We start from the raw sequence: 16,907 nt of genomic DNA, 5'->3' as shown, positions 1-16,907 counted from the left end.
TTACTATTCCAAAGCAATCCGTAAAGCCGCGGTTGTGGCCAGGGGAGAAAAAAAGCCGGCAACCAGCAACATGGCGGTCAATAACGAAATATTGGCTGTGGCACCTAATCCAGATGCCGCCGCGTCAACCGCCCCAGTACCAAAAATCAGCACCGGTACATAAAGGGGAAGTACGAGTAGCGCGACAAGAACGCCGCCGCCACGTAGCCCCAGCGTCAAACTGGCTCCAATCGAACCAATCAATGCCAACACTGGCGTACCGATTAACAGCGTCGTCGCTAATATCAGTATGGACGTCGTCGGCAAGTAGAATTGAAGTGCCAACAACGGAGCAAGTAGTGCCAGAGGCAAGCCGGTCATCAGCCAATACGCCACTACCTTTCCAACGACCATTGCACTCAGTGGTGCCGGGGAAAGCGCCAGTTGCTCTAAGGTGCCATCGGCGTAGTCTTGCTCAAACAGGCGCGGAAGCGAAAGCATCGTTGCCAACAATGCGGTAACCCATAGAACGCCTGGCGCGATGCGCCTGAGCATCTCGACATCAGTACCCACGCTTAGCGGGAAAAGACTCGTCACGATCACAAAAAAAAGAAGCGGAGTCATCGCATCTGATTTTCGTCGCATGGTCAGCTTAAGTTCACGACGGACTATCCAATACATTGCAGAAAGACCGAAGGCGTCTTTCATGCCCCTATCCGCATTGTTTGCAACGGGCTGGCCAGGGCCATATCTTGATGGGTGGTAATTACCGCAATACCGCCATCATCAAGATGCCTATCGACCGCTTGTGCAACATGCTGACTTGCCTTGGTGTCCAAAGCCGTCAAGGGCTCATCCAAGACCCACAGAGTGCGCCTGGAGAGAAATAATCTCGCGAGGCTGACACGTCGTTTCTGACCCTGGGATAAGGCTCGCACCGGCATATGGGCACAGCCTTGCAATCCTATGCGTTCCAAAGCATCCTGCACAACCGACAGTTCAACCGGTTCGTTTACTAATGAAGCGATGGACTGCAGGTTCTCGGTGGCACTTAAGCTGTCTTTCAGTCCCAATGGATGGCCGCAATAAAGCAGCTCTCGGCGGTACTCGGCCCCTAAATGTTTAATTAATCTGGTCTTCCAGTTGATCGTTCCTGCAAAGGGCGGTGTCAGCCCGACAAGCATGCGTAAAAGGCTTGTTTTGCCGCTTCCGTTCTCGCCGGTGATGAGGAGGCCCTCGCCAGACCTTAGAAGGAAACTCACATCATGAAATAGGCGGCGTTCACCACGAACACAGTCCAGATTACTCACTTCAAGCACTGCCTCTCCTTACTTGCTATGTTTTAGTGATCGTTGCGCTCGACATTTTTATAAAAGAGCACTGAAGACGTGGTGTGTTACAGCCACGCCTTGAGAATGTCCGCTAAGAGGTGCTGCGACATCGGTTATGGGACTTTAGTCTTACGCTACTGACGAGACCATGACTGCACGATTACAAAATTGTCATGCTGCAATATGCATCGTTTCATGTGTGGGCGTTCACGCCGGTTAGCCAGGTCAATACTGCCCTGCCGACTCTCAGTGCGTCGACTTCGGGCTACGTTGCGATTGCAATGTTCGCTTCCATCGGGAAGATGACGGAATCCCCATACGTGAAGCGTTCCACAATAAGACGCGTTGCCTTTTCCACTTTCTCCACCAGAGCTAAGCGCTCCGGGGCGCACATAGACGCAAACGCCGGCACGGACGTCGCTGCACCCAATATCGAATAATGAACAAACTTTTCAGGGTCTGGCATCCGAATCGACAATGATCGGGTCGTGGTTTCGACGCGATCAAAGCCGGCATTGTGCAGCAATGCATAAAGCTCGTCTGGATTTGATAATGAAAAAGCGACGTCAACATCGGTAACCGAAACATTAAGATGATGTGCGACCGCTGTGAATAAGGCTTCGTGAAGCGGGTGCCTTTCCAGGGCCTGCCACACACTAATAATGGCTCTTCCTTCTTCTCGGAGTACGCGTCTAGCCTCCTTGGCCGACGCGAGCCGATTCGGAAAAAACTGGAATCCTTGCTGACACAACACAAGATCAAAATCCTTGTCCGGAAGGTTCAGTTTGGTCGCATCGCCTTCTTGCCACGTAATGACTGCTCCTGCAGGTTGGGGTTGTGCACGGCCAACTTGGAGCATTGCTGGGTTTATGTCCACAGCAAGAATTTGTCCGGACGAACCGACCATGGGCGCCACTTGCCTGGCAACACTGCCGGTGCCACACGCAAGATCCAGTACGCGCTCACCCGATTGTGGGTTTGCCAGATCAATTAGTACGCGTGTCCAGGGATCTGCAATGGGGCGACTAAGGTAGCGCTCGTACACTTCTGCAGGATTGTCATTTTGTTGAATGTCTTGAGTGCTCATAATCATCTTATATGTTGTTTTTCAATAGGTTAAGACCACGAAAGAGAAAGCGCAAATGCAATGAGGCAGTAGAAACGTGGGGCCCGACGGTAGTGAACCTTCCAATATGACCAAAGAACACTGCATTCAGGTAAAGATGCCTAACTAACTATATTGACTACGCGCTGACCGGACGATGACTCTGTTATTACTCTTTTGTCATGCGTTAGAGATGTGCTTCCCAGTGAGAAGCTAGTGCTTTGGCCTACCCTTGCGATGGCATTGGACTTGCTGGTTCGAGGAGGTGGCGCACTTTGCTGAGCTACATACGACTAATTTCCTTCAAGTTCTATGGAGATGAATATGCCTCATGAGAAATTTAAATCTTGTATTGACGCGTGTTATGCGTGTGCTGCTGCGTGTGATCATTGTGCGGTGTCCTGCCTTGATGAGCAAGACGTCAGGAGCATGGCACGATGCATAAAGTTGGATTTGGATTGCGCTGAAATTTGCCGCGTCGCGGCCAGTTATATGGCTAGAGGCAGTGAGTTTGCTCAGGCTATTTGCCGTCTTTGTGCAGAGGTTTGCCAAGCTTGCGCGGAAGAATGCGCCAAACATCAAATGAATCACTGCCAGCGTTGTGCCGAGGCGTGTCGCAGGTGTGCCGAGGAATGCAGACGCATGGCACAGATGGCTTGAATAGCGCGACAGCAGAAACGCTGACCCCGAAGTGACATAAACGGAGTCAATAAAAGGCCAGCCGTGCGCCGATTGCGACTGGCCCTTCTTTCTATGCTTTCAGCGTGGGGCTGTAGCCTGCCTCGCGAATAGCTTGCTCGATCGCGTCGGCGTCGAAGTTGCCTTCCACACGTACAACGCGCCCAGAGAGGTTGGTCGTTATAGTAGCTTCGGGTGCGACGTTTTGAGCAGCCGCCGTAATCGTACTCACACAGTGCCCGCAGGTCATATCGCTTACTTCAAACTCAAGCATTGTCGTTCCTTGTTTGTCGTTGAACATGACATCAGTATAAACCTTCCCAGCATGGCAAGGTCAACACCCGGCAGTTAGCGTTAGAAATGACAAAGATGTAATACCGATGCAATCTCCCTGACAGCTGCGAAGCTCTAAAGTAGATTCGTGGTTAAGTTTTTGATTCAACATTACGAACGTAACAGCAAGGAGAATCGACAATGAAATGCGATATGAAAACAATGTTGAAAGCCGGACTTGGTCTGGCTGCAGTGGCGATCGTAGGCTATGCGACCTTTCCTGCTGCCCGTGAGCTGATTTTGGCAATAAGTCCGTTCCTGTTTCTCTTACTGTGTCCGCTGATGATGTTTTTAATGATGAAAAGCATGCACTCGCACCACACGGATAACGGGATAAATAAAAGTGAGCCGATACCAATCCCGGAAGCAGTTAGAGTCGCTGAAAGTCCACGCTCTAGGGATCACTCAAAGGCAATTTGATACTCGGGAGGCTCATGGGGCATCCTACATAGTGAGGTGTTCATACAGAATTGTGGCGCCGACGCCCATTAGCGCCAACCCCCCTAGGATTTCCGCTCGTTTTCCTACGGCTTTGCCAACCAAGCGGCCAATCATGACGCCCAGCGTTACCATTAAAAGCGTCATTAGGCCGATGGCCGCTGACGTTATCAGGATGTTGTTGTCGATAAAAGCAAGACTGACCCCCACTGCCATCGCATCAATGCTGGTAGCAAATCCCGTGGCCGCAAGCAACCAAAATGAGTGACGAACCACAGGAGTGGCTTCGGCTTTTTCAGCTCGAAGCCCGTTGCGTATCATTAATGACCCTAAACCCAGAAGCAAACCGAAAGCGATCCAATGATCCCAGTCAGCGACGAACTCTGCGGCTATGGACCCGAGTCCCCATCCAATCAAGGGCGTGATTGCTTCGATCACACCAAAAATAATACCGGTTCTAAGTGCTTCTGAGATGCGGGGATTTTGAAGGGCAGCGCCCTTGCCGACGCTAGCGGCAAATGCGTCGGTCGACATGGCCAACGCCAAGACCATCGTAGAGATGAAATTCATTCGAGAGCGATTCCTGCCGAACGACCTCTAGGCTTTCCCATACGGCCCGGCAGCACATGGGCAAGCACCTGTTCACCTGACATTAAATAATAAATAAGCAAAGAAGGGGCACCCCATGACAACTTTGTAATGACGACGACATCTTCGTGAAAGACCGCCATCAGTATAGTGAATCCAGTCATCAAATCCGCAACTGATTACAGGTAGGAACCATAGCCATGAATAATATCCGTTTAGTTGTTTCCTCTATCATCTTAAGTTCGGCTAGCGTGCTAGCGGTAGCACAGACCGCAGATGAGCACAACGCGCACCACCCTAATATGAACGCGACGGGTGAAACATCAGCGCTCGCGCAGACACCTGCGGACCCTGCTTTGTTAGAAAAGAAAATGGATGCACACATGCAGACGATGCACGCATTTCACGAAAAGCTTCAGAAAGCCAGTCCGGAAGAACGGCAAGCGCTGATGTCCGAGCACCATGAGTTAATGCAGGAAGGCATGAAAATGATGGGAATGGCTTCTGAGCGAATGCAGGGTATGGGAATGATGGGCAATATGCATTCCCAAACCACTAAAGATCAATCGGATGCACCATCGGCTGCACACCATACGATGATGCTAAAGCGTATGGACATGATGCAGTCAATGATGCAAATGATGATGGATCGTATGCCTGCACCGAATAGTCCAAGTCAATAACTATCCATTTTAAGGATCATAACCTGGCAACCTATGGGTAAATCGACGTGACCACCGAGAAATCGTACGTCGACAAGCCATTGGCCAGGCTCCGCCTGCAGTCCTGCAGTAACCCAACTGGGACCCCAACCCCACTGCCAACCGCAGTCGCGCGACAATCACGATAGCTAAACCACTTTCTATCCGTAAACGCAGGGCTCTTCTACTCGCCTCATCGCAGGTTTGAGCTTTCGCTTTTGACAATACCTTTTCCTACGGACAGTATGAAACCGACATTTACTTAAAGAGACACCAGAAGATATTGTTTATGAAGAAAACTCTTTCAGCCTTAGCTTTAAGCGCGCTGCCCACTTTCGCGTTAGCCACCATGTCTAACGCACCGTCAACAGATGATCAGCTGGGAAGTCCGATCGAAGCCTCTCGCACGATTAAGCACGCGATGCTCGCTAACATGCAACTTATATCGAGCGAAATCAGCATGCAAGCCGGAGATACCGTGCGATTTTCGATTGGGAATTCGGGCAAAATTTCTAATGACATGTTTCTTAACACGCCACTCAGTGAACGCGCACATATCAACTCAACCTTTGGCCAACGGCTGCATCCTGTTTCGGGCAAGTTGGTAGGTCATCAAGGCCTTGATTACCCTGCTCCAAGAGGTACACCTATCCGTGCAACGGCTCAGGGCGAAATCTCTTTCATTGGCATCCAAAATGGATATGGCAAAGTGATCTTTATAAAGCACGACAATGATTATTCCACTGTCTATGCGCACCAAAGCCGCTTTAAGAGCGGCCTAAAAAAAGGTATCAACGTTGAAAAAGGACAGATCATTGGCTATGTCGGTTCAACCGGAATATCTAGTGGCCCTCATTTGCATTATGAGCTACGCGTCAATAATCAGCCGGTGGATCCTATTAGAGAAAAACGACAGCTGGCCTCCTACGTTCAACGATGAGGCTACATTGTGCTGTCGCGAATAGCGACAGCCTGATAATTATATTGATTGTGCGACAACGTGAGTGGGGATAGGTTCAATGGTAATAGCCGTAAAAAAAACGGGAATGGTTATCTTAATTGGTGTCCTAGTGCTTGGTGTCGGCGTGTTCGTGTATAAATCCTTCACGGACTCAGGGCCAGCATTCATTGATCCCTCTGATCAAGCGCTTGTGATCCAAGGCAAAGAAATTTACACCAACAACTGTGCCTCTTGCCATGGCGCAGAACTCCAAGGACAACCTGAATGGCGGATACGTCTGGCCAGTGGACGCCTGCCTGCACCGCCCCACGACAAGACCGGCCACACCTGGCATCACCCTGACGCCATGCTGTTCGATATGGTCAAAAACGGACTGGTACCGGGGAAAACAGCTCCGCCGCGTTACGAGAGCGATATGCCCGCTTATGGCAACCTCTTGACCGATGACGAAATTGTGGCGGTAATTGCCTATATTAAAAGCAGTTGGCCACCAAAGGTATTGCAGGCGCAAAAGGAAACCACCTTGCAATATCAGAGTCGAAGATAAGCGGACCTGTGGAACGCTTTCTCAACCAGAATTCAAATATTATTTTTGGAGTTGATGTCATGAAATTATGGCTAGCAGCAATCGCAATGACGGCCGCATCTTCCTTGGCGCATGCCACTGACAACGCCATGACGGTTTATCAGGATCCCAATTGTGGATGCTGTGGCGCGTGGGTGGAATATATGCAGGATGCCGGCTTTGAAGTGACAGCGATCAAAACAACCGATATCGTGTCAATCAAGAAAAAACTGGGTGTGCCTATGGAGCTAAGTTCATGCCATACCGGTGTGCTGACGAGCACAGGACAGCTTGTTGAAGGACACGTACCCGCCAATGTCGTGCATAAACTTCTTGCCGATGCTTCGGTTAAAGGTGTTTCCGCACCAGGGATGCCACTGAACGCGCCCGGGATGGGCGACCTTGACGGAAATTTAGTCACCGTTGATTTTAATGGCAAGCCCTTTTCCCGCGACTAATAGCTGTATTTTTGTATTCGCCCTAGGCGTGAAAACGCCCATATTCGCGTACAGGTCGGCATTCGTCGTTCTCTCTTGGAAAGGTTTTTATAATGACACAGAATAAGCTTGAACAAGCCCACCATCATCACGTAGAGCCGTCGAACTCTGGTTCACAACTTACTGATCCGGTGTGCGGCATGAACGTAACGGAAGACTCCGCACATCAATTTGAACGTGACGGAGAAGCCTTCTATTTCTGCAGCACGAAGTGCTTGGAAACGTTCAAACATGATCCAGAGAAGTTCCTCGCGGCAAAGGAAACGGGCGGTGTCGTCGTCGAGGAAGCCGCTGCCGGAACAATTTACACCTGTCCGATGCATCCCGAGATTCGTCAGGATCATCCGGGCAGCTGTCCTAAATGTGGTATGGCGCTTGAACCGTTGATGCCAACCCTGGAGGATGACAATCCCGAACTGAAAGATTTCTCGCGGCGGTTTTGGTGGACCCTGCCTTTTACCGTCGTGGTGACCGTTCTTGCCATGTTCGGCCCCCAGCTTGGCTGGTTCGACATCAGAACGCAAACATGGATCGAACTCGTATTGTCGATTCCAGTGGTGCTCTGGGCAGGGCAGCCCTTCTTCGTACGTGGCTGGCAATCTGTCATCAACCGCAGCCCCAATATGTGGACCCTCATTGGCCTTGGCACTGGCGCGGCATTTATCTATAGCACCCTCGCGACTGTGGCGCCGGGCATATTTCCCGACACGTTTATGTCTATGGGGCGCGTGGATGTTTACTTCGAGGCGGCCGTGGTCATCATTTCCCTGACACTGCTCGGTCAAGTCCTTGAGTTGCGTGCTCGATCAGAAACTTCTGCCGCGATCAGGTCATTGCTCGGTCTGGCACCCAAAACGGCGCGTCGTATCAACGCTGACGGAACAGAAGAGGACGTCCCACTAACACATGTCCATGAAGGAGACCGTTTGCGTGTCCGTCCTGGGGAAAAAGTACCGGTTGATGGCGTTGTGGAAGAAGGCGCCAGTTCCCTGGATGAGTCCATGCTCACCGGCGAGCCCGTACCCGTCAGTAAAGGACCGGGCGACAAAGTGATCGGTGCAACAATGAATACGTCCGGCGCACTGGTGATACGTGCCGAAAAAGTGGGCTCGGCAACAGTACTGTCGCAAATTGTTCAGCTCGTAGCGCAAGCACAGCGTTCACGTGCGCCCATGCAACGCATGGCAGATTTAGTGGCAGGTTATTTCGTGATGGCGGTTGTCGTGATTGCGATCATCACCGTGTTTGTCTGGGGCTTCTTTGGTCCGCAGCCAAGCTGGGTCTACGGCTTGATCAATGCCGTCGCGGTACTCATCATTGCGTGCCCTTGTGCGTTGGGGTTGGCCACACCAATGTCTGTCATGGTCGCAACAGGCCGCGGTGCCACGCAGGGCGTATTGTTTCGCGATGCGGCGGCGATCGAAAATCTGCGCAAAGTCGACACGCTCATCGTGGATAAAACGGGTACCTTGACAGAGGGCCGGCCTGCCTTCGAGGAAGCCGTATCGGCTGGAACACTAGACGCCAGTGAGGTGCTGCGCCTTGCGGCGAGCCTGGACCAGGGAAGTGAACACCCCTTGGCCGACGCGATCGTTAGCGCCGCGCGCGAACAAGGCTTGAGCCTAAGTCCTGTCGATGATTTTGAATCGGGCAGCGGCATTGGCGTTCGTGGTCAGGTCGATGGCAAGTTTCTGGTGCTGGGCAACACAGCGCTCATGGAGCATGAAAACGTGGATGTCGTAACGTTGACCGATACGGCGGAAAACTTTCGTGCTCAGGGCGCCAGCGTCATGTATCTGGCCGTAGAGGGGCAGTTGGCAGGCTTACTGGCCGTATCTGATCCCATCAAGCAAAGCACGCCCGAAGCGATGCAAACATTAAGGGATGCTGGAATACGCGTCATCATGGCCACTGGCGATGGCGTAACGACTGCGCAAGCGGTCGCGAAGCGCCTGGGTATTGACGAGGTTTATGGTGAAGTGAAACCAGCTGATAAGCTTGACCTGGTCAGCAAGCTTCAAGCAGAGGGACGAATTGTTGCGATGGCTGGCGACGGCATTAACGATGCTCCTGCTTTGGCCAAAGCCGATGTGGGTATTGCCATGGGAACCGGAACTGATGTCGCGATGAGTAGCGCACAGATTACGCTGGTGAAAGGCGACTTGCGCGGCATTTCTACAGCCCAGAACCTATCCAACAAAACCGTTGCGAATATGAAGCAAAACCTGGGCTTCGCGTTCATCTACAACGCCTTGGGCGTGCCCCTGGCGGCCGGTGTGCTGTATCCATTTACCGGTCTTTTGCTTTCGCCAATGTTTGCTGCGCTGGCGATGAGCTTAAGTTCCGCTTCCGTCGTCTTTAATGCGCTGCGCCTACGCAACTCGGTTGTGGGCAGACAATAAAGTCTTAAACTGAACAAAATAGATCTAAACTATGACAATAAAATCTTAAACTAGACAAAATAGTTGTAAACTGAAATCGGTCCAGTTATGCTGTGAAAAAGCATACTGGACTTTTGTTATGGCTAAAGCAAACTCTTCATTCTCAGAAGTACAAATTGCCCGTCGTAGTAAAGAGGGGCGTGGCCAAGGGCATGGTAAGGACTATATTCCATGGCTAACAGTACAAGAAGTCCCTTCATCAGGTCGTTCCCACCGTATTTATTCTTATAAAACGGGACGAGTTCATCATTTGCTCTCTGATTTAGAACTTGCTGTTTTTCTCAGTCTAGACGAGCCTAAAAAAGTATTGGCGGCAGCTAGTTAACTCACTTATTTAAAGAAAGAGCCTGATTTTATAGATCAGGCTTTTTTGTGCCCATTGACATCATTTCAACTATATTTGTACTATTAAAATAATTGGTATCGTTAACCACTGACTAACGGAGTTCTTATGAATGAGCCCCAGGTATTCCCTTTGACTGTTTTGTTTTTATGCACACACAATTCTGCCCGCAGTATTTTGGCCGAAGCCTTGCTTAATGATATTGGACGTGGGCGCTTCAAAGCATACTCGGCTGGCAGTAATCCTAGTGAAAATCAACAACCGAATCCCTTTGCGTTACGTGTATTGCAGCATGCTGGGGTGTCTACCGAGGGGCTATACAGTAAAAGTTGGGATGCATTCTCTGGTCTAGGGGCGCCAACAATGGATTTGATTATTACCGTGTGCGATAACGCAGCCGGTGAGGTGTGCCCTATTTGGCCGGGTCATCCAGCTACAGCGCATTGGGGCTATTCCGATCCTTCTAACCTCGGTGACTCAGAAGAGGAAAAATTAGCGGCGTTTAACCAAACGATGCTGATGATCCGACGTCGGTTAGAGCTGCTCACCAGCCTTCCTAAGGAAAAGCTAGAGCATACGTATTTACAGCAAAGTGCAAGAGACCTGTCAGAGCTATAGTTGGCTCTTTTTCTGTCCATGGTGTTTTCCCCCTAAAAGTCTATGCCCTAGGAATGTGTTGTGTTAGTTGCTATTTTGATTTTTGTTTTGACCTTGACCTTAGTGATCTGGCAGCCCCGTGGTTTGGGTATTGGCTGGAGCGCGTTAATCGGGGCAGCGGTGGCTCTTGCTTTTGGGGTGGTGCAGTGGACGGATATTCCCGTGGTTTGGGGAATTGTTTGGAACGCCACCGCCACGTTTATCGCTGTCATTATCATTAGTTTGCTCTTGGATGAGGCCGGTTTTTTTGAATGGGCAGCACTTCATGTCGCTCGCTGGGGTGGGGGTAGTGGCATTAGGTTGTTTGCGTTAATTATTTTGCTAGGTGCTGCGGTTGCTGCGTTATTTGCTAATGATGGAGCCGCGTTAATTTTGACGCCTATTGTGATGGCGATGTTAATGGCAATGGGTTTTTCAGCGGCAGCAACATTGGCTTTTGTCATGGCCGCAGGCTTTATTGCAGATACCGCCAGTTTGCCATTGGTGGTGTCTAATTTGGTCAATATTGTCTCTGCGGATTACTTTTCTATTGGCTTTACGGATTATGCGGCGATTATGATGCCTGTTAATTTGGTGTCTGTCTTAGCAAGCCTGTGTGTGCTGATTGTGTTTTTCAAGCGAGATATTCCTGCTGCGTATAGTTTGACCCATTTATCAGAACCGCTGAAAGCGATTAAAGATCCAGTGACGTTTAAGGCGGGTTGGGTAGTTTTGATTTTATTACTTATCGGTTTTTTTGGATTAGAGCCTTTAGGTGTACCTGTTAGTGCCGTGGCAGCGATGGCAGCGGCATTGTTACTGGCGGTCGCTGCCCGTGGAAAGGTGATTAACATACATAAAGTCTTGCGAGGCGCACCCTGGCACATTGTTGTTTTTTCACTGGGTATGTACTTGGTTGTGTATGGCTTACGCAATGCCGGCTTAACGGATTACATTGCGTTGTTATTAAATACATTTGCAGAAGGCGGTATATGGGGAGCCGCTATCGGTACAGGTGTGCTGTCTGCTTTGTTGTCTTCCGTTATGAATAATATGCCTACCGTATTAATGACTGCGCTTTCTATTGATTCCTCTACTGCCAGTGGAGTAATTAAAGAAGCCATGATTTATGCCAACGTGATAGGTAGTGATTTAGGGCCGAAATTTACTCCTATTGGTAGTCTAGCTACCTTGTTATGGTTGCATGTTTTAGCGAAAAAAGGAACCACAATTAGTTGGGGGTATTACTTTAGAGTGGGGGTGGTTTTAACCACTCCGGTCTTGTTAATTACTCTGGTGGCATTGGCTATACGTTTAGGAGCTTTGTCTTAAAGCAAAAAATCGCTCAGGCGTTTATGGAAAAGGATACGAAAGTGTTACGTTCAGACTTACCCAATCTTGATGAGTCGTTATTAGGGTCCCTTGATTTAAATCGACTATTTCCCAAAGAAATCACATTACATCCACCTCGCATTGTATTGCTCTATGGGTCTGTTCGAGAGCGCTCATACAGCCGCTTTGTAACGGAAGAAGCAGCTAGGATATTAAATAAATTGGGTGCCGAGACTCGAATTTTTGATCCTCGGGGTTTACCGCAGCCTGATGGGGCGAAGGAGGATCATCCAAAGGTTAAAGAGTTACGAGATTTGGTGCTTTGGGCAGAGGGAATGGTATGGACTTCCCCAGAGCGCCACGGGGCGATGACGAGCATTTTAAAAGCACAGATTGATTGGATTCCTTTGTCAATGGGCGCTGTGCGGCCTACTCAAGGTAAAACTTTAGCGGTGATGCAAGTGTCGGGTGGCTCACAGTCCTTTAATGCCGTCAACCAAATGCGAGTTTTAGGGCGTTGGATGCGGATGATCACCATTCCCAATCAGTCCTCTGTGGCTAAAGCGTATCTGGAATTTGAAGAGGATGGACGAATGAAACCCTCCTCGTACTATGATCGTATTGTGGATGTGATGGAAGAGCTTATGAAATTTACGTTACTGACCCGTGAATGCGCTGACTATTTAGTCGACCGCTATAGTGAAAGAAAGGAAAGCGCCGAGGAGCTGTCCAAGCGGGTGAATCAGCGTAGTATTTAGCTTCTATTCTCTTCGAGAGCGTTTTTTCCTGAAATTAAATGGATTAGGTAGGTATGAATAAAAAAGAGGCGGTCAGTAAATTTGATGCATTAGCTTCCGAGCTGAGGCTTGATATTGTGAAGCTATTGGTGCAGTTTGGTGAGGATGGTTTAGTGGCCGGAGAAATCAGCTTACAGCTGGCTATTCCACCAACTAATCTATCTTTTCACCTAAAGACTCTGACACACGCTGGTCTTGTCTATGTAGAGCAAGAAGGGCGGTTTCAGCGCTATCGTGCTAATACCTCGGCATTAATGAGCTTAGTGGGATATTTAATGGAGAAGTGTTGCGACAAGCAAACTAAACCAAAAACCGAATTATGTTAGTTATTGGAAATAGACTAGCTAATTAACTAGTCGATAATAGAAAAAAATAGAGTTTCAAACTATTTTGTCATTTTTAATTTTCGCGCTAGCTTACAACACCACACCCAGTTTCCATCTATTTTGTCATTTCCCTTCAAATAACTCTCAAAAGCTTCCATTTCTACCCTTCCCAGTTCCCAACTATTTTGTCCGTCTACAGGAAACTTTAGTGCAGGGAAATATGTTTATTGTGCACTACTGCCGGGTCTAGTAATAGGCCGTAAGAGGCTTACTTGCGTGCATAAGTTGATGAGTTACCGGCAGGGAGCATTAGTTTTCAACTATTTTGGCCGCCCACAATTGGATGGGGTGAAAATTTTTTCTACCAAAGTGTTGACTGGTTCGGATTATGACTATTGGATTTGAAGTTTACTCAGATAAAGAAATTGACAGAGCTTTAGTGAGCCGTTATTGGGCACAAGATGAAGAGGGTAAGTTTGTAGAGAAGGTGAGTGAATTACTACCTTTTGAAGGGATAAAAAATATTTCACAGCTAGTGTCTTACATAAATGAAATATCTAAAGCATGGGATGAGAGGTTTCAATGCTCTAGGTGTGAGGAATACCAAGTTATAAGATCTAGGTCAGACTATTTATCATCAAAAGGAATAGTTTGTAGGAGCTGTATTCAAAAAGAAAAAGAAGATAATGAAGAGAGAAGAAGAAAAGAGGTAGAGAGGTTAAATGAAAAATTAGATGAAATAACTGAAAAAAATAGTAGTTTGAGATTGAACTATACAAATTTAAAAGACGATGAGGTCCTGTTATTGTTGGCGTTGAGTAAATCAATAAATCCACGCCTTACCTCTAGTACATTTAAATTAAGTAATAGTACAGGGATAGCTCCAGCAGATACGCTATTTTTTATAAAAAAATTATATGACTGTGGGGTTTTAACTCACTATCCACCCCATGCGTTAGAGGGTGCATATATATTAGAAGATGAAAGCATTTCCTTTTATTTAAGTCGAGTTGCTTTCATGCTTGTTCCCGATGTTAGCTTGGGAAGGGGTGAGGCGCTTTTTGAGATGCTACGAATGCGGGAGCACAAGCAGCTCTCACGAATTTTGCAGTTATGGTTAGATTATGCTGTGTCAGACTGCATGGCCTATCTGTTTTCAGAGTGCTCTCTACATGGTCTTGAGACAGATGCTGAGGATGATCTCAAAATAAAAAGCATCCTACGCACAGCATTAGAAACATGGAGCATTGCTCAGTTATGGTCAGTGATTTGGAAGGTTGTACGTGATGCAGCGTCTCTTTCAACTAGAGTCTATTACAGCAAAGCTAAGGCTGCAGCTACACTGCCTGGAAAGATTAAACGATATTTAGAACAACAGGTAAAAGAGGGTACAACTTTAAAATCTTGGGAACGCCCGAATCATCAACCCGCAGGTACCTTAGGAGATATCTTTTATGAGTATTTTGGTATAGATGAACAGACACTGGGACTTGAAGTCATGGAGATGTTTTCAGAGTCCAATGAGGAGGAGGCAGAGTGGTTTGAAGAGAGTGTTAGCCACATTATGGAGCGAGCTTTATTCCTTGGTCTCGGAGCAAGGTTTTTGATTGATTTTGCTGAGCATATTCGTAGTGGGAAGAGCGTAGTGGAAGCTTTGGCAAGTTTAGTTGAAAGCTATCCTGAGTTAGATGATGCTACTTAGATAGGCAAAAGCATAAGCCGAAGCCCCAATTGTGCTATGCTGATTTTTAAGCAGCTAGAGTGACTCTTGCTTGTACGATGTCGTGTTCCGTGGTTAGGATGTTTTCGAACCCTAGCATTTGCTGGCTGTACTAAGGGTTGATCAGCAATGACGCATTTGATTTATATATTGAATAATATTTAAAAAACAGTGCTCTTATAGATTATGAGCTACCACCAAAGATCAGTAAATATGAAAAAAAAGAGCTGGTTTTCTCTTCTGTTTATAGCGGCTTTAGGAATAAATACTTCTCTGGCGCAATTGCAGCTGCAAAAATTAGAATTTGATCTTGATAAAGACGGTATTACAGATACTGTTTGGTTTGATATAGATAAAGGGCAGTTAGAAATCCTGCTTTCCACACAAGCCGATCGGGGAGTAAGTACTCCTTTTCTTTTTGATCCCTTGGAAATATATAGTTACCAGCTAATTCAGGAAGGGCAGGGTTTTCGTTTGTACATTATGAATCTTCCGCTGATTACAGATGCTCATTTTTATTATGATGAGAAGGAAAAGAGAATACGGTTGAGTCAAATTACTATTGAAAATAGAAACAATCCACCTGGGCATGGATATAAGGTAGTTACGGACATCGATTTGCTTACCGGAAAATTTACTGAGAAAAGGTCAGTCTATCATGCTTCTACAGATGAGTTTATCGATGAGGTCCGTGCAGGTAAAGAGAAGTTTGGGCCAGTTTATGTAGAGGAATACAAAATAAATACAGCTAAAGAATTGCTGGATTCATTAATAGTTGATGATTAGTGCTTAATATATAGCTATTTACCCCCTATTTTCTGATGAAAGAAAAATAAGTGATAAAGGGTATTAAAATACAATTTTCAAATTTTTTTATTGGGATGTGGTGAAAAAAATTCTTCGATCCTTTTCATGATTTTTTAAAAAAATATAGGTGTTCAGGGAGCTAAGATACAATCGTTTGCTCGTGCCGGCAAGTTGGTTTTTAAAAGTTTGTAGTTTCTTATAAACTAATTTCCTCCTTCTATAATCAATACCATTCTATAGATTTTAAGGCTTTTTTGACTGATTTAGTTAGTTTATTTGAAAGCCAAGGTGGAATACCTAAAAAATCATATTGTGGAAAAGAAAAAATGATTTTGTAGTTAGTACCTATAGGTACAATGCAGATCACAGCCCCTAGTATAAATTATGCAGATGAGGAGTGCCCCATGGGGCTTGATAAAAACAATCAGAGTATTACTTTTACCTATCGCGCCCATCTCTATTTGGCCCCTTTTGTGGGGCTAGCGATTTTTTGTCTGATGACTTTGGTGTTGACAGGTGTGCTCTTTGCGGGAGTAACTCTCTTGTTTGGACTTGAAGAGAAGCACCCTTGGTTATTTATTATCGGATTATGGATTGTTATTGCTATTTGTTTATATTTGCTTGCTAAGTTCTTTTTTTATGCAGACAAGTTAGTAACGTGGATCTTTGCTCGCGTGGATACGGTGAGTTTTTACGAGGATTATTTCGTCTCGGAGCGTTATGGCAAAGTGCACTGCCGAGATGTTGTTCGTTATGAGTTTCGTCAGGATAACTTAGTCAGTAATAATCGCATTGTAATTTATTGTGTTGATCGAGTACTGCATTATGCATTAGATTTGAGAACAAGTCACAAGCCTCCTGAAAGCATATCTGATGTGATGCTGATGACCTGGATAGATGAAGAAGAAAAAAATTTTTTAGCTTTTAAGCTTTTGCTGCAGCGTTTTGAAAAGCTTTTTACCGACTGGAATGGACGAGCTTATCAATCTCAAGGACGAGAGAAACATTTTATTTATAAAGGTGATTTTTTTCGACGTCCATTACCGATCATTATGGGGGTTTTGACCTCGGTGGCCTTGTTAGCAGGGACGGTTACAGCATTTTTTGTTTTTAAATATAAGTTGCCCGTACTGGGTACACTGCCGATAGTGATTTATATGATTTATAAATTGAATAGCTATCTTTGGCAAAATATTATGGCTGCTTGGAAACGCCCTAGATAATAAAAAATAATAATGATAGCGATTTTCAAATAAATCTGGTGTTGTTTTTTATTGTCCTGTTTGCTTAATTTTTACAACGTTCTTATTACTTATGCTAAAAAATTAA

General features: G+C 46.8%; 20 protein-coding genes. 15 read left to right on the top strand and 5 right to left on the bottom strand.

What is annotated here, in order from left to right; translation table 11 throughout:
- Positions 1-3: 3 nt before the first annotated feature.
- From ccmB to ABD980_RS07995, 3 genes are all read right to left on the bottom strand, one after another.
- Positions 4-660 carry a heme exporter protein CcmB gene (gene ccmB, locus ABD980_RS08005; RefSeq protein ID WP_345371156.1) on the bottom strand — a complete coding sequence of 219 codons (657 nt, stop codon included), beginning with the start codon at positions 658-660 and terminating at the stop codon, positions 4-6.
- Positions 661-683: 23 nt separating this feature from the next.
- Positions 684-1,298 carry a cytochrome c biogenesis heme-transporting ATPase CcmA gene (ccmA, locus tag ABD980_RS08000; protein ID WP_345370852.1) on the bottom strand — a complete coding sequence of 205 codons (615 nt, stop codon included), beginning with the start codon at positions 1,296-1,298 and terminating at the stop codon, positions 684-686.
- Positions 1,299-1,575: 277 nt separating this feature from the next.
- Positions 1,576-2,397, bottom strand: a complete 822-nt coding sequence (locus tag ABD980_RS07995) for a class I SAM-dependent methyltransferase (RefSeq protein WP_345370850.1) — start codon at positions 2,395-2,397, stop codon at positions 1,576-1,578.
- Between the two features lie 342 nt (positions 2,398-2,739).
- Between ABD980_RS07995 and ABD980_RS07990 the strand changes: the two genes are divergently transcribed.
- Positions 2,740-3,075, top strand: a complete 336-nt coding sequence (locus ABD980_RS07990) for a four-helix bundle copper-binding protein (protein ID WP_345370848.1) — start codon at positions 2,740-2,742, stop codon at positions 3,073-3,075.
- A gap of 91 nt (positions 3,076-3,166) precedes the next feature.
- Here ABD980_RS07990 and ABD980_RS07985 read toward each other — a convergent pair whose 3' ends face one another.
- Positions 3,167-3,367, bottom strand: coding sequence for a heavy-metal-associated domain-containing protein (locus ABD980_RS07985; RefSeq protein ID WP_018574355.1), 201 nt, complete (start codon positions 3,365-3,367; stop codon positions 3,167-3,169).
- A gap of 200 nt (positions 3,368-3,567) precedes the next feature.
- Here ABD980_RS07985 and ABD980_RS07980 point away from each other — a divergent pair, with 200 nt between their 5' ends.
- Positions 3,568-3,846, top strand: a complete 279-nt coding sequence (locus ABD980_RS07980) for a DUF2933 domain-containing protein (RefSeq protein ID WP_345370846.1) — start codon at positions 3,568-3,570, stop codon at positions 3,844-3,846.
- A 24-nt stretch (positions 3,847-3,870) separates the two neighbouring features.
- On the opposite strand, the gene mntP is transcribed toward ABD980_RS07980, so the two are convergent.
- Positions 3,871-4,434, bottom strand: coding sequence for a manganese efflux pump MntP (mntP, locus tag ABD980_RS07975; RefSeq protein ID WP_345370844.1), 564 nt, complete (start codon positions 4,432-4,434; stop codon positions 3,871-3,873).
- Positions 4,435-4,652: 218 nt separating this feature from the next.
- Between mntP and ABD980_RS07970 the strand changes: the two genes are divergently transcribed.
- The 13 genes from ABD980_RS07970 to ABD980_RS07910 all read left to right on the top strand — a co-directional run bounded on the left by ABD980_RS07970 (position 4,653) and on the right by ABD980_RS07910 (position 16,801).
- Positions 4,653-5,135 carry a hypothetical protein gene (locus ABD980_RS07970; RefSeq protein ID WP_345370842.1) on the top strand — a complete coding sequence of 161 codons (483 nt, stop codon included), beginning with the start codon at positions 4,653-4,655 and terminating at the stop codon, positions 5,133-5,135.
- Between the two features lie 307 nt (positions 5,136-5,442).
- The gene (locus ABD980_RS07965; RefSeq protein ID WP_345370840.1) at positions 5,443-6,093 is read left to right on the top strand and encodes a peptidoglycan DD-metalloendopeptidase family protein; all 651 of its coding nucleotides are present in this window, start codon (positions 5,443-5,445) and stop codon (positions 6,091-6,093) included.
- 79 nt (positions 6,094-6,172) lie between these two features.
- Complete coding sequence (locus tag ABD980_RS07960) at positions 6,173-6,661, top strand: c-type cytochrome (RefSeq protein ID WP_345370838.1); 489 nt, start codon at positions 6,173-6,175, stop codon at positions 6,659-6,661.
- 59 nt (positions 6,662-6,720) lie between these two features.
- Positions 6,721-7,137, top strand: coding sequence for a DUF411 domain-containing protein (locus ABD980_RS07955; RefSeq protein ID WP_345371150.1), 417 nt, complete (start codon positions 6,721-6,723; stop codon positions 7,135-7,137).
- 179 nt (positions 7,138-7,316) lie between these two features.
- Complete coding sequence (locus ABD980_RS07950) at positions 7,317-9,578, top strand: heavy metal translocating P-type ATPase (protein ID WP_377536091.1); 2,262 nt, start codon at positions 7,317-7,319, stop codon at positions 9,576-9,578.
- Between the two features lie 118 nt (positions 9,579-9,696).
- Positions 9,697-9,942 carry a transposase gene (locus ABD980_RS07945; protein WP_425571456.1) on the top strand — a complete coding sequence of 82 codons (246 nt, stop codon included), beginning with the start codon at positions 9,697-9,699 and terminating at the stop codon, positions 9,940-9,942.
- A 126-nt stretch (positions 9,943-10,068) separates the two neighbouring features.
- A complete protein-coding gene (locus ABD980_RS07940) occupies positions 10,069-10,578 on the top strand; it encodes an arsenate reductase ArsC (RefSeq protein WP_345370834.1) in 510 nt (169 codons plus the stop codon).
- A 60-nt stretch (positions 10,579-10,638) separates the two neighbouring features.
- Positions 10,639-11,928, top strand: a complete 1,290-nt coding sequence (locus ABD980_RS07935; RefSeq protein ID WP_345370832.1) for an arsenic transporter — start codon at positions 10,639-10,641, stop codon at positions 11,926-11,928.
- Between the two features lie 23 nt (positions 11,929-11,951).
- A complete protein-coding gene (gene arsH / locus ABD980_RS07930; RefSeq protein ID WP_377536093.1) occupies positions 11,952-12,686 on the top strand; it encodes an arsenical resistance protein ArsH in 735 nt (244 codons plus the stop codon).
- A 53-nt stretch (positions 12,687-12,739) separates the two neighbouring features.
- Positions 12,740-13,051, top strand: coding sequence for an ArsR/SmtB family transcription factor (locus tag ABD980_RS07925; protein ID WP_345370830.1), 312 nt, complete (start codon positions 12,740-12,742; stop codon positions 13,049-13,051).
- Positions 13,052-13,439: 388 nt separating this feature from the next.
- On the top strand, positions 13,440-14,753 hold the full coding sequence (locus tag ABD980_RS07920) for a hypothetical protein (protein ID WP_345370828.1): 1,314 nt from the start codon (positions 13,440-13,442) through the stop codon (positions 14,751-14,753).
- 231 nt (positions 14,754-14,984) lie between these two features.
- Positions 14,985-15,557 (top strand): hypothetical protein, encoded by a 573-nt coding sequence (locus ABD980_RS07915; RefSeq protein ID WP_345370826.1) that lies wholly within the window; start codon positions 14,985-14,987, stop codon positions 15,555-15,557.
- 425 nt (positions 15,558-15,982) lie between these two features.
- Positions 15,983-16,801 carry a hypothetical protein gene (locus tag ABD980_RS07910; RefSeq protein WP_345370824.1) on the top strand — a complete coding sequence of 273 codons (819 nt, stop codon included), beginning with the start codon at positions 15,983-15,985 and terminating at the stop codon, positions 16,799-16,801.
- Positions 16,802-16,907: the final 106 nt, after the last annotated feature.

Source organism: Paenalcaligenes hermetiae, assembly GCF_039543645.1.
Taxonomy (GTDB): Bacteria; Pseudomonadota; Gammaproteobacteria; order Burkholderiales; family Burkholderiaceae_B; genus Paenalcaligenes; species Paenalcaligenes hermetiae.
Note: the sequence above shows the minus strand (reverse complement) of the source record. Positions and strands in the feature narration are given on the sequence as shown.

Excerpts from the sequence above, each read along its gene's own strand:
- ccmB (WP_345371156.1), bottom strand. The coding sequence starts at position 660 with ATGTATTGGATAGTCCGTCGTGAACTTAAGCTGACCATGCGACGAAAA.
- ABD980_RS07995 (WP_345370850.1), bottom strand. The coding sequence starts at position 2,397 with ATGAGCACTCAAGACATTCAACAAAATGACAATCCTGCAGAAGTGTAC.
- ABD980_RS07990 (WP_345370848.1), top strand. The coding sequence starts at position 2,740 with ATGCCTCATGAGAAATTTAAATCTTGTATTGACGCGTGTTATGCGTGT.
- ABD980_RS07985 (WP_018574355.1), bottom strand. The coding sequence starts at position 3,367 with ATGCTTGAGTTTGAAGTAAGCGATATGACCTGCGGGCACTGTGTGAGT.
- ABD980_RS07980 (WP_345370846.1), top strand. The coding sequence starts at position 3,568 with ATGAAATGCGATATGAAAACAATGTTGAAAGCCGGACTTGGTCTGGCT.
- mntP (WP_345370844.1), bottom strand. The coding sequence starts at position 4,434 with ATGAATTTCATCTCTACGATGGTCTTGGCGTTGGCCATGTCGACCGAC.
- ABD980_RS07970 (WP_345370842.1), top strand. The coding sequence starts at position 4,653 with ATGAATAATATCCGTTTAGTTGTTTCCTCTATCATCTTAAGTTCGGCT.
- ABD980_RS07965 (WP_345370840.1), top strand. The coding sequence starts at position 5,443 with ATGAAGAAAACTCTTTCAGCCTTAGCTTTAAGCGCGCTGCCCACTTTC.
- ABD980_RS07960 (WP_345370838.1), top strand. The coding sequence starts at position 6,173 with ATGGTAATAGCCGTAAAAAAAACGGGAATGGTTATCTTAATTGGTGTC.
- ABD980_RS07955 (WP_345371150.1), top strand. The coding sequence starts at position 6,721 with ATGAAATTATGGCTAGCAGCAATCGCAATGACGGCCGCATCTTCCTTG.
- ABD980_RS07950 (WP_377536091.1), top strand. The coding sequence starts at position 7,317 with ATGAACGTAACGGAAGACTCCGCACATCAATTTGAACGTGACGGAGAA.
- ABD980_RS07945 (WP_425571456.1), top strand. The coding sequence starts at position 9,697 with ATGGCTAAAGCAAACTCTTCATTCTCAGAAGTACAAATTGCCCGTCGT.
- ABD980_RS07940 (WP_345370834.1), top strand. The coding sequence starts at position 10,069 with ATGAATGAGCCCCAGGTATTCCCTTTGACTGTTTTGTTTTTATGCACA.
- arsH (WP_377536093.1), top strand. The coding sequence starts at position 11,952 with ATGGAAAAGGATACGAAAGTGTTACGTTCAGACTTACCCAATCTTGAT.
- ABD980_RS07925 (WP_345370830.1), top strand. The coding sequence starts at position 12,740 with ATGAATAAAAAAGAGGCGGTCAGTAAATTTGATGCATTAGCTTCCGAG.
- ABD980_RS07920 (WP_345370828.1), top strand. The coding sequence starts at position 13,440 with ATGACTATTGGATTTGAAGTTTACTCAGATAAAGAAATTGACAGAGCT.
- ABD980_RS07915 (WP_345370826.1), top strand. The coding sequence starts at position 14,985 with ATGAAAAAAAAGAGCTGGTTTTCTCTTCTGTTTATAGCGGCTTTAGGA.
- ABD980_RS07910 (WP_345370824.1), top strand. The coding sequence starts at position 15,983 with ATGGGGCTTGATAAAAACAATCAGAGTATTACTTTTACCTATCGCGCC.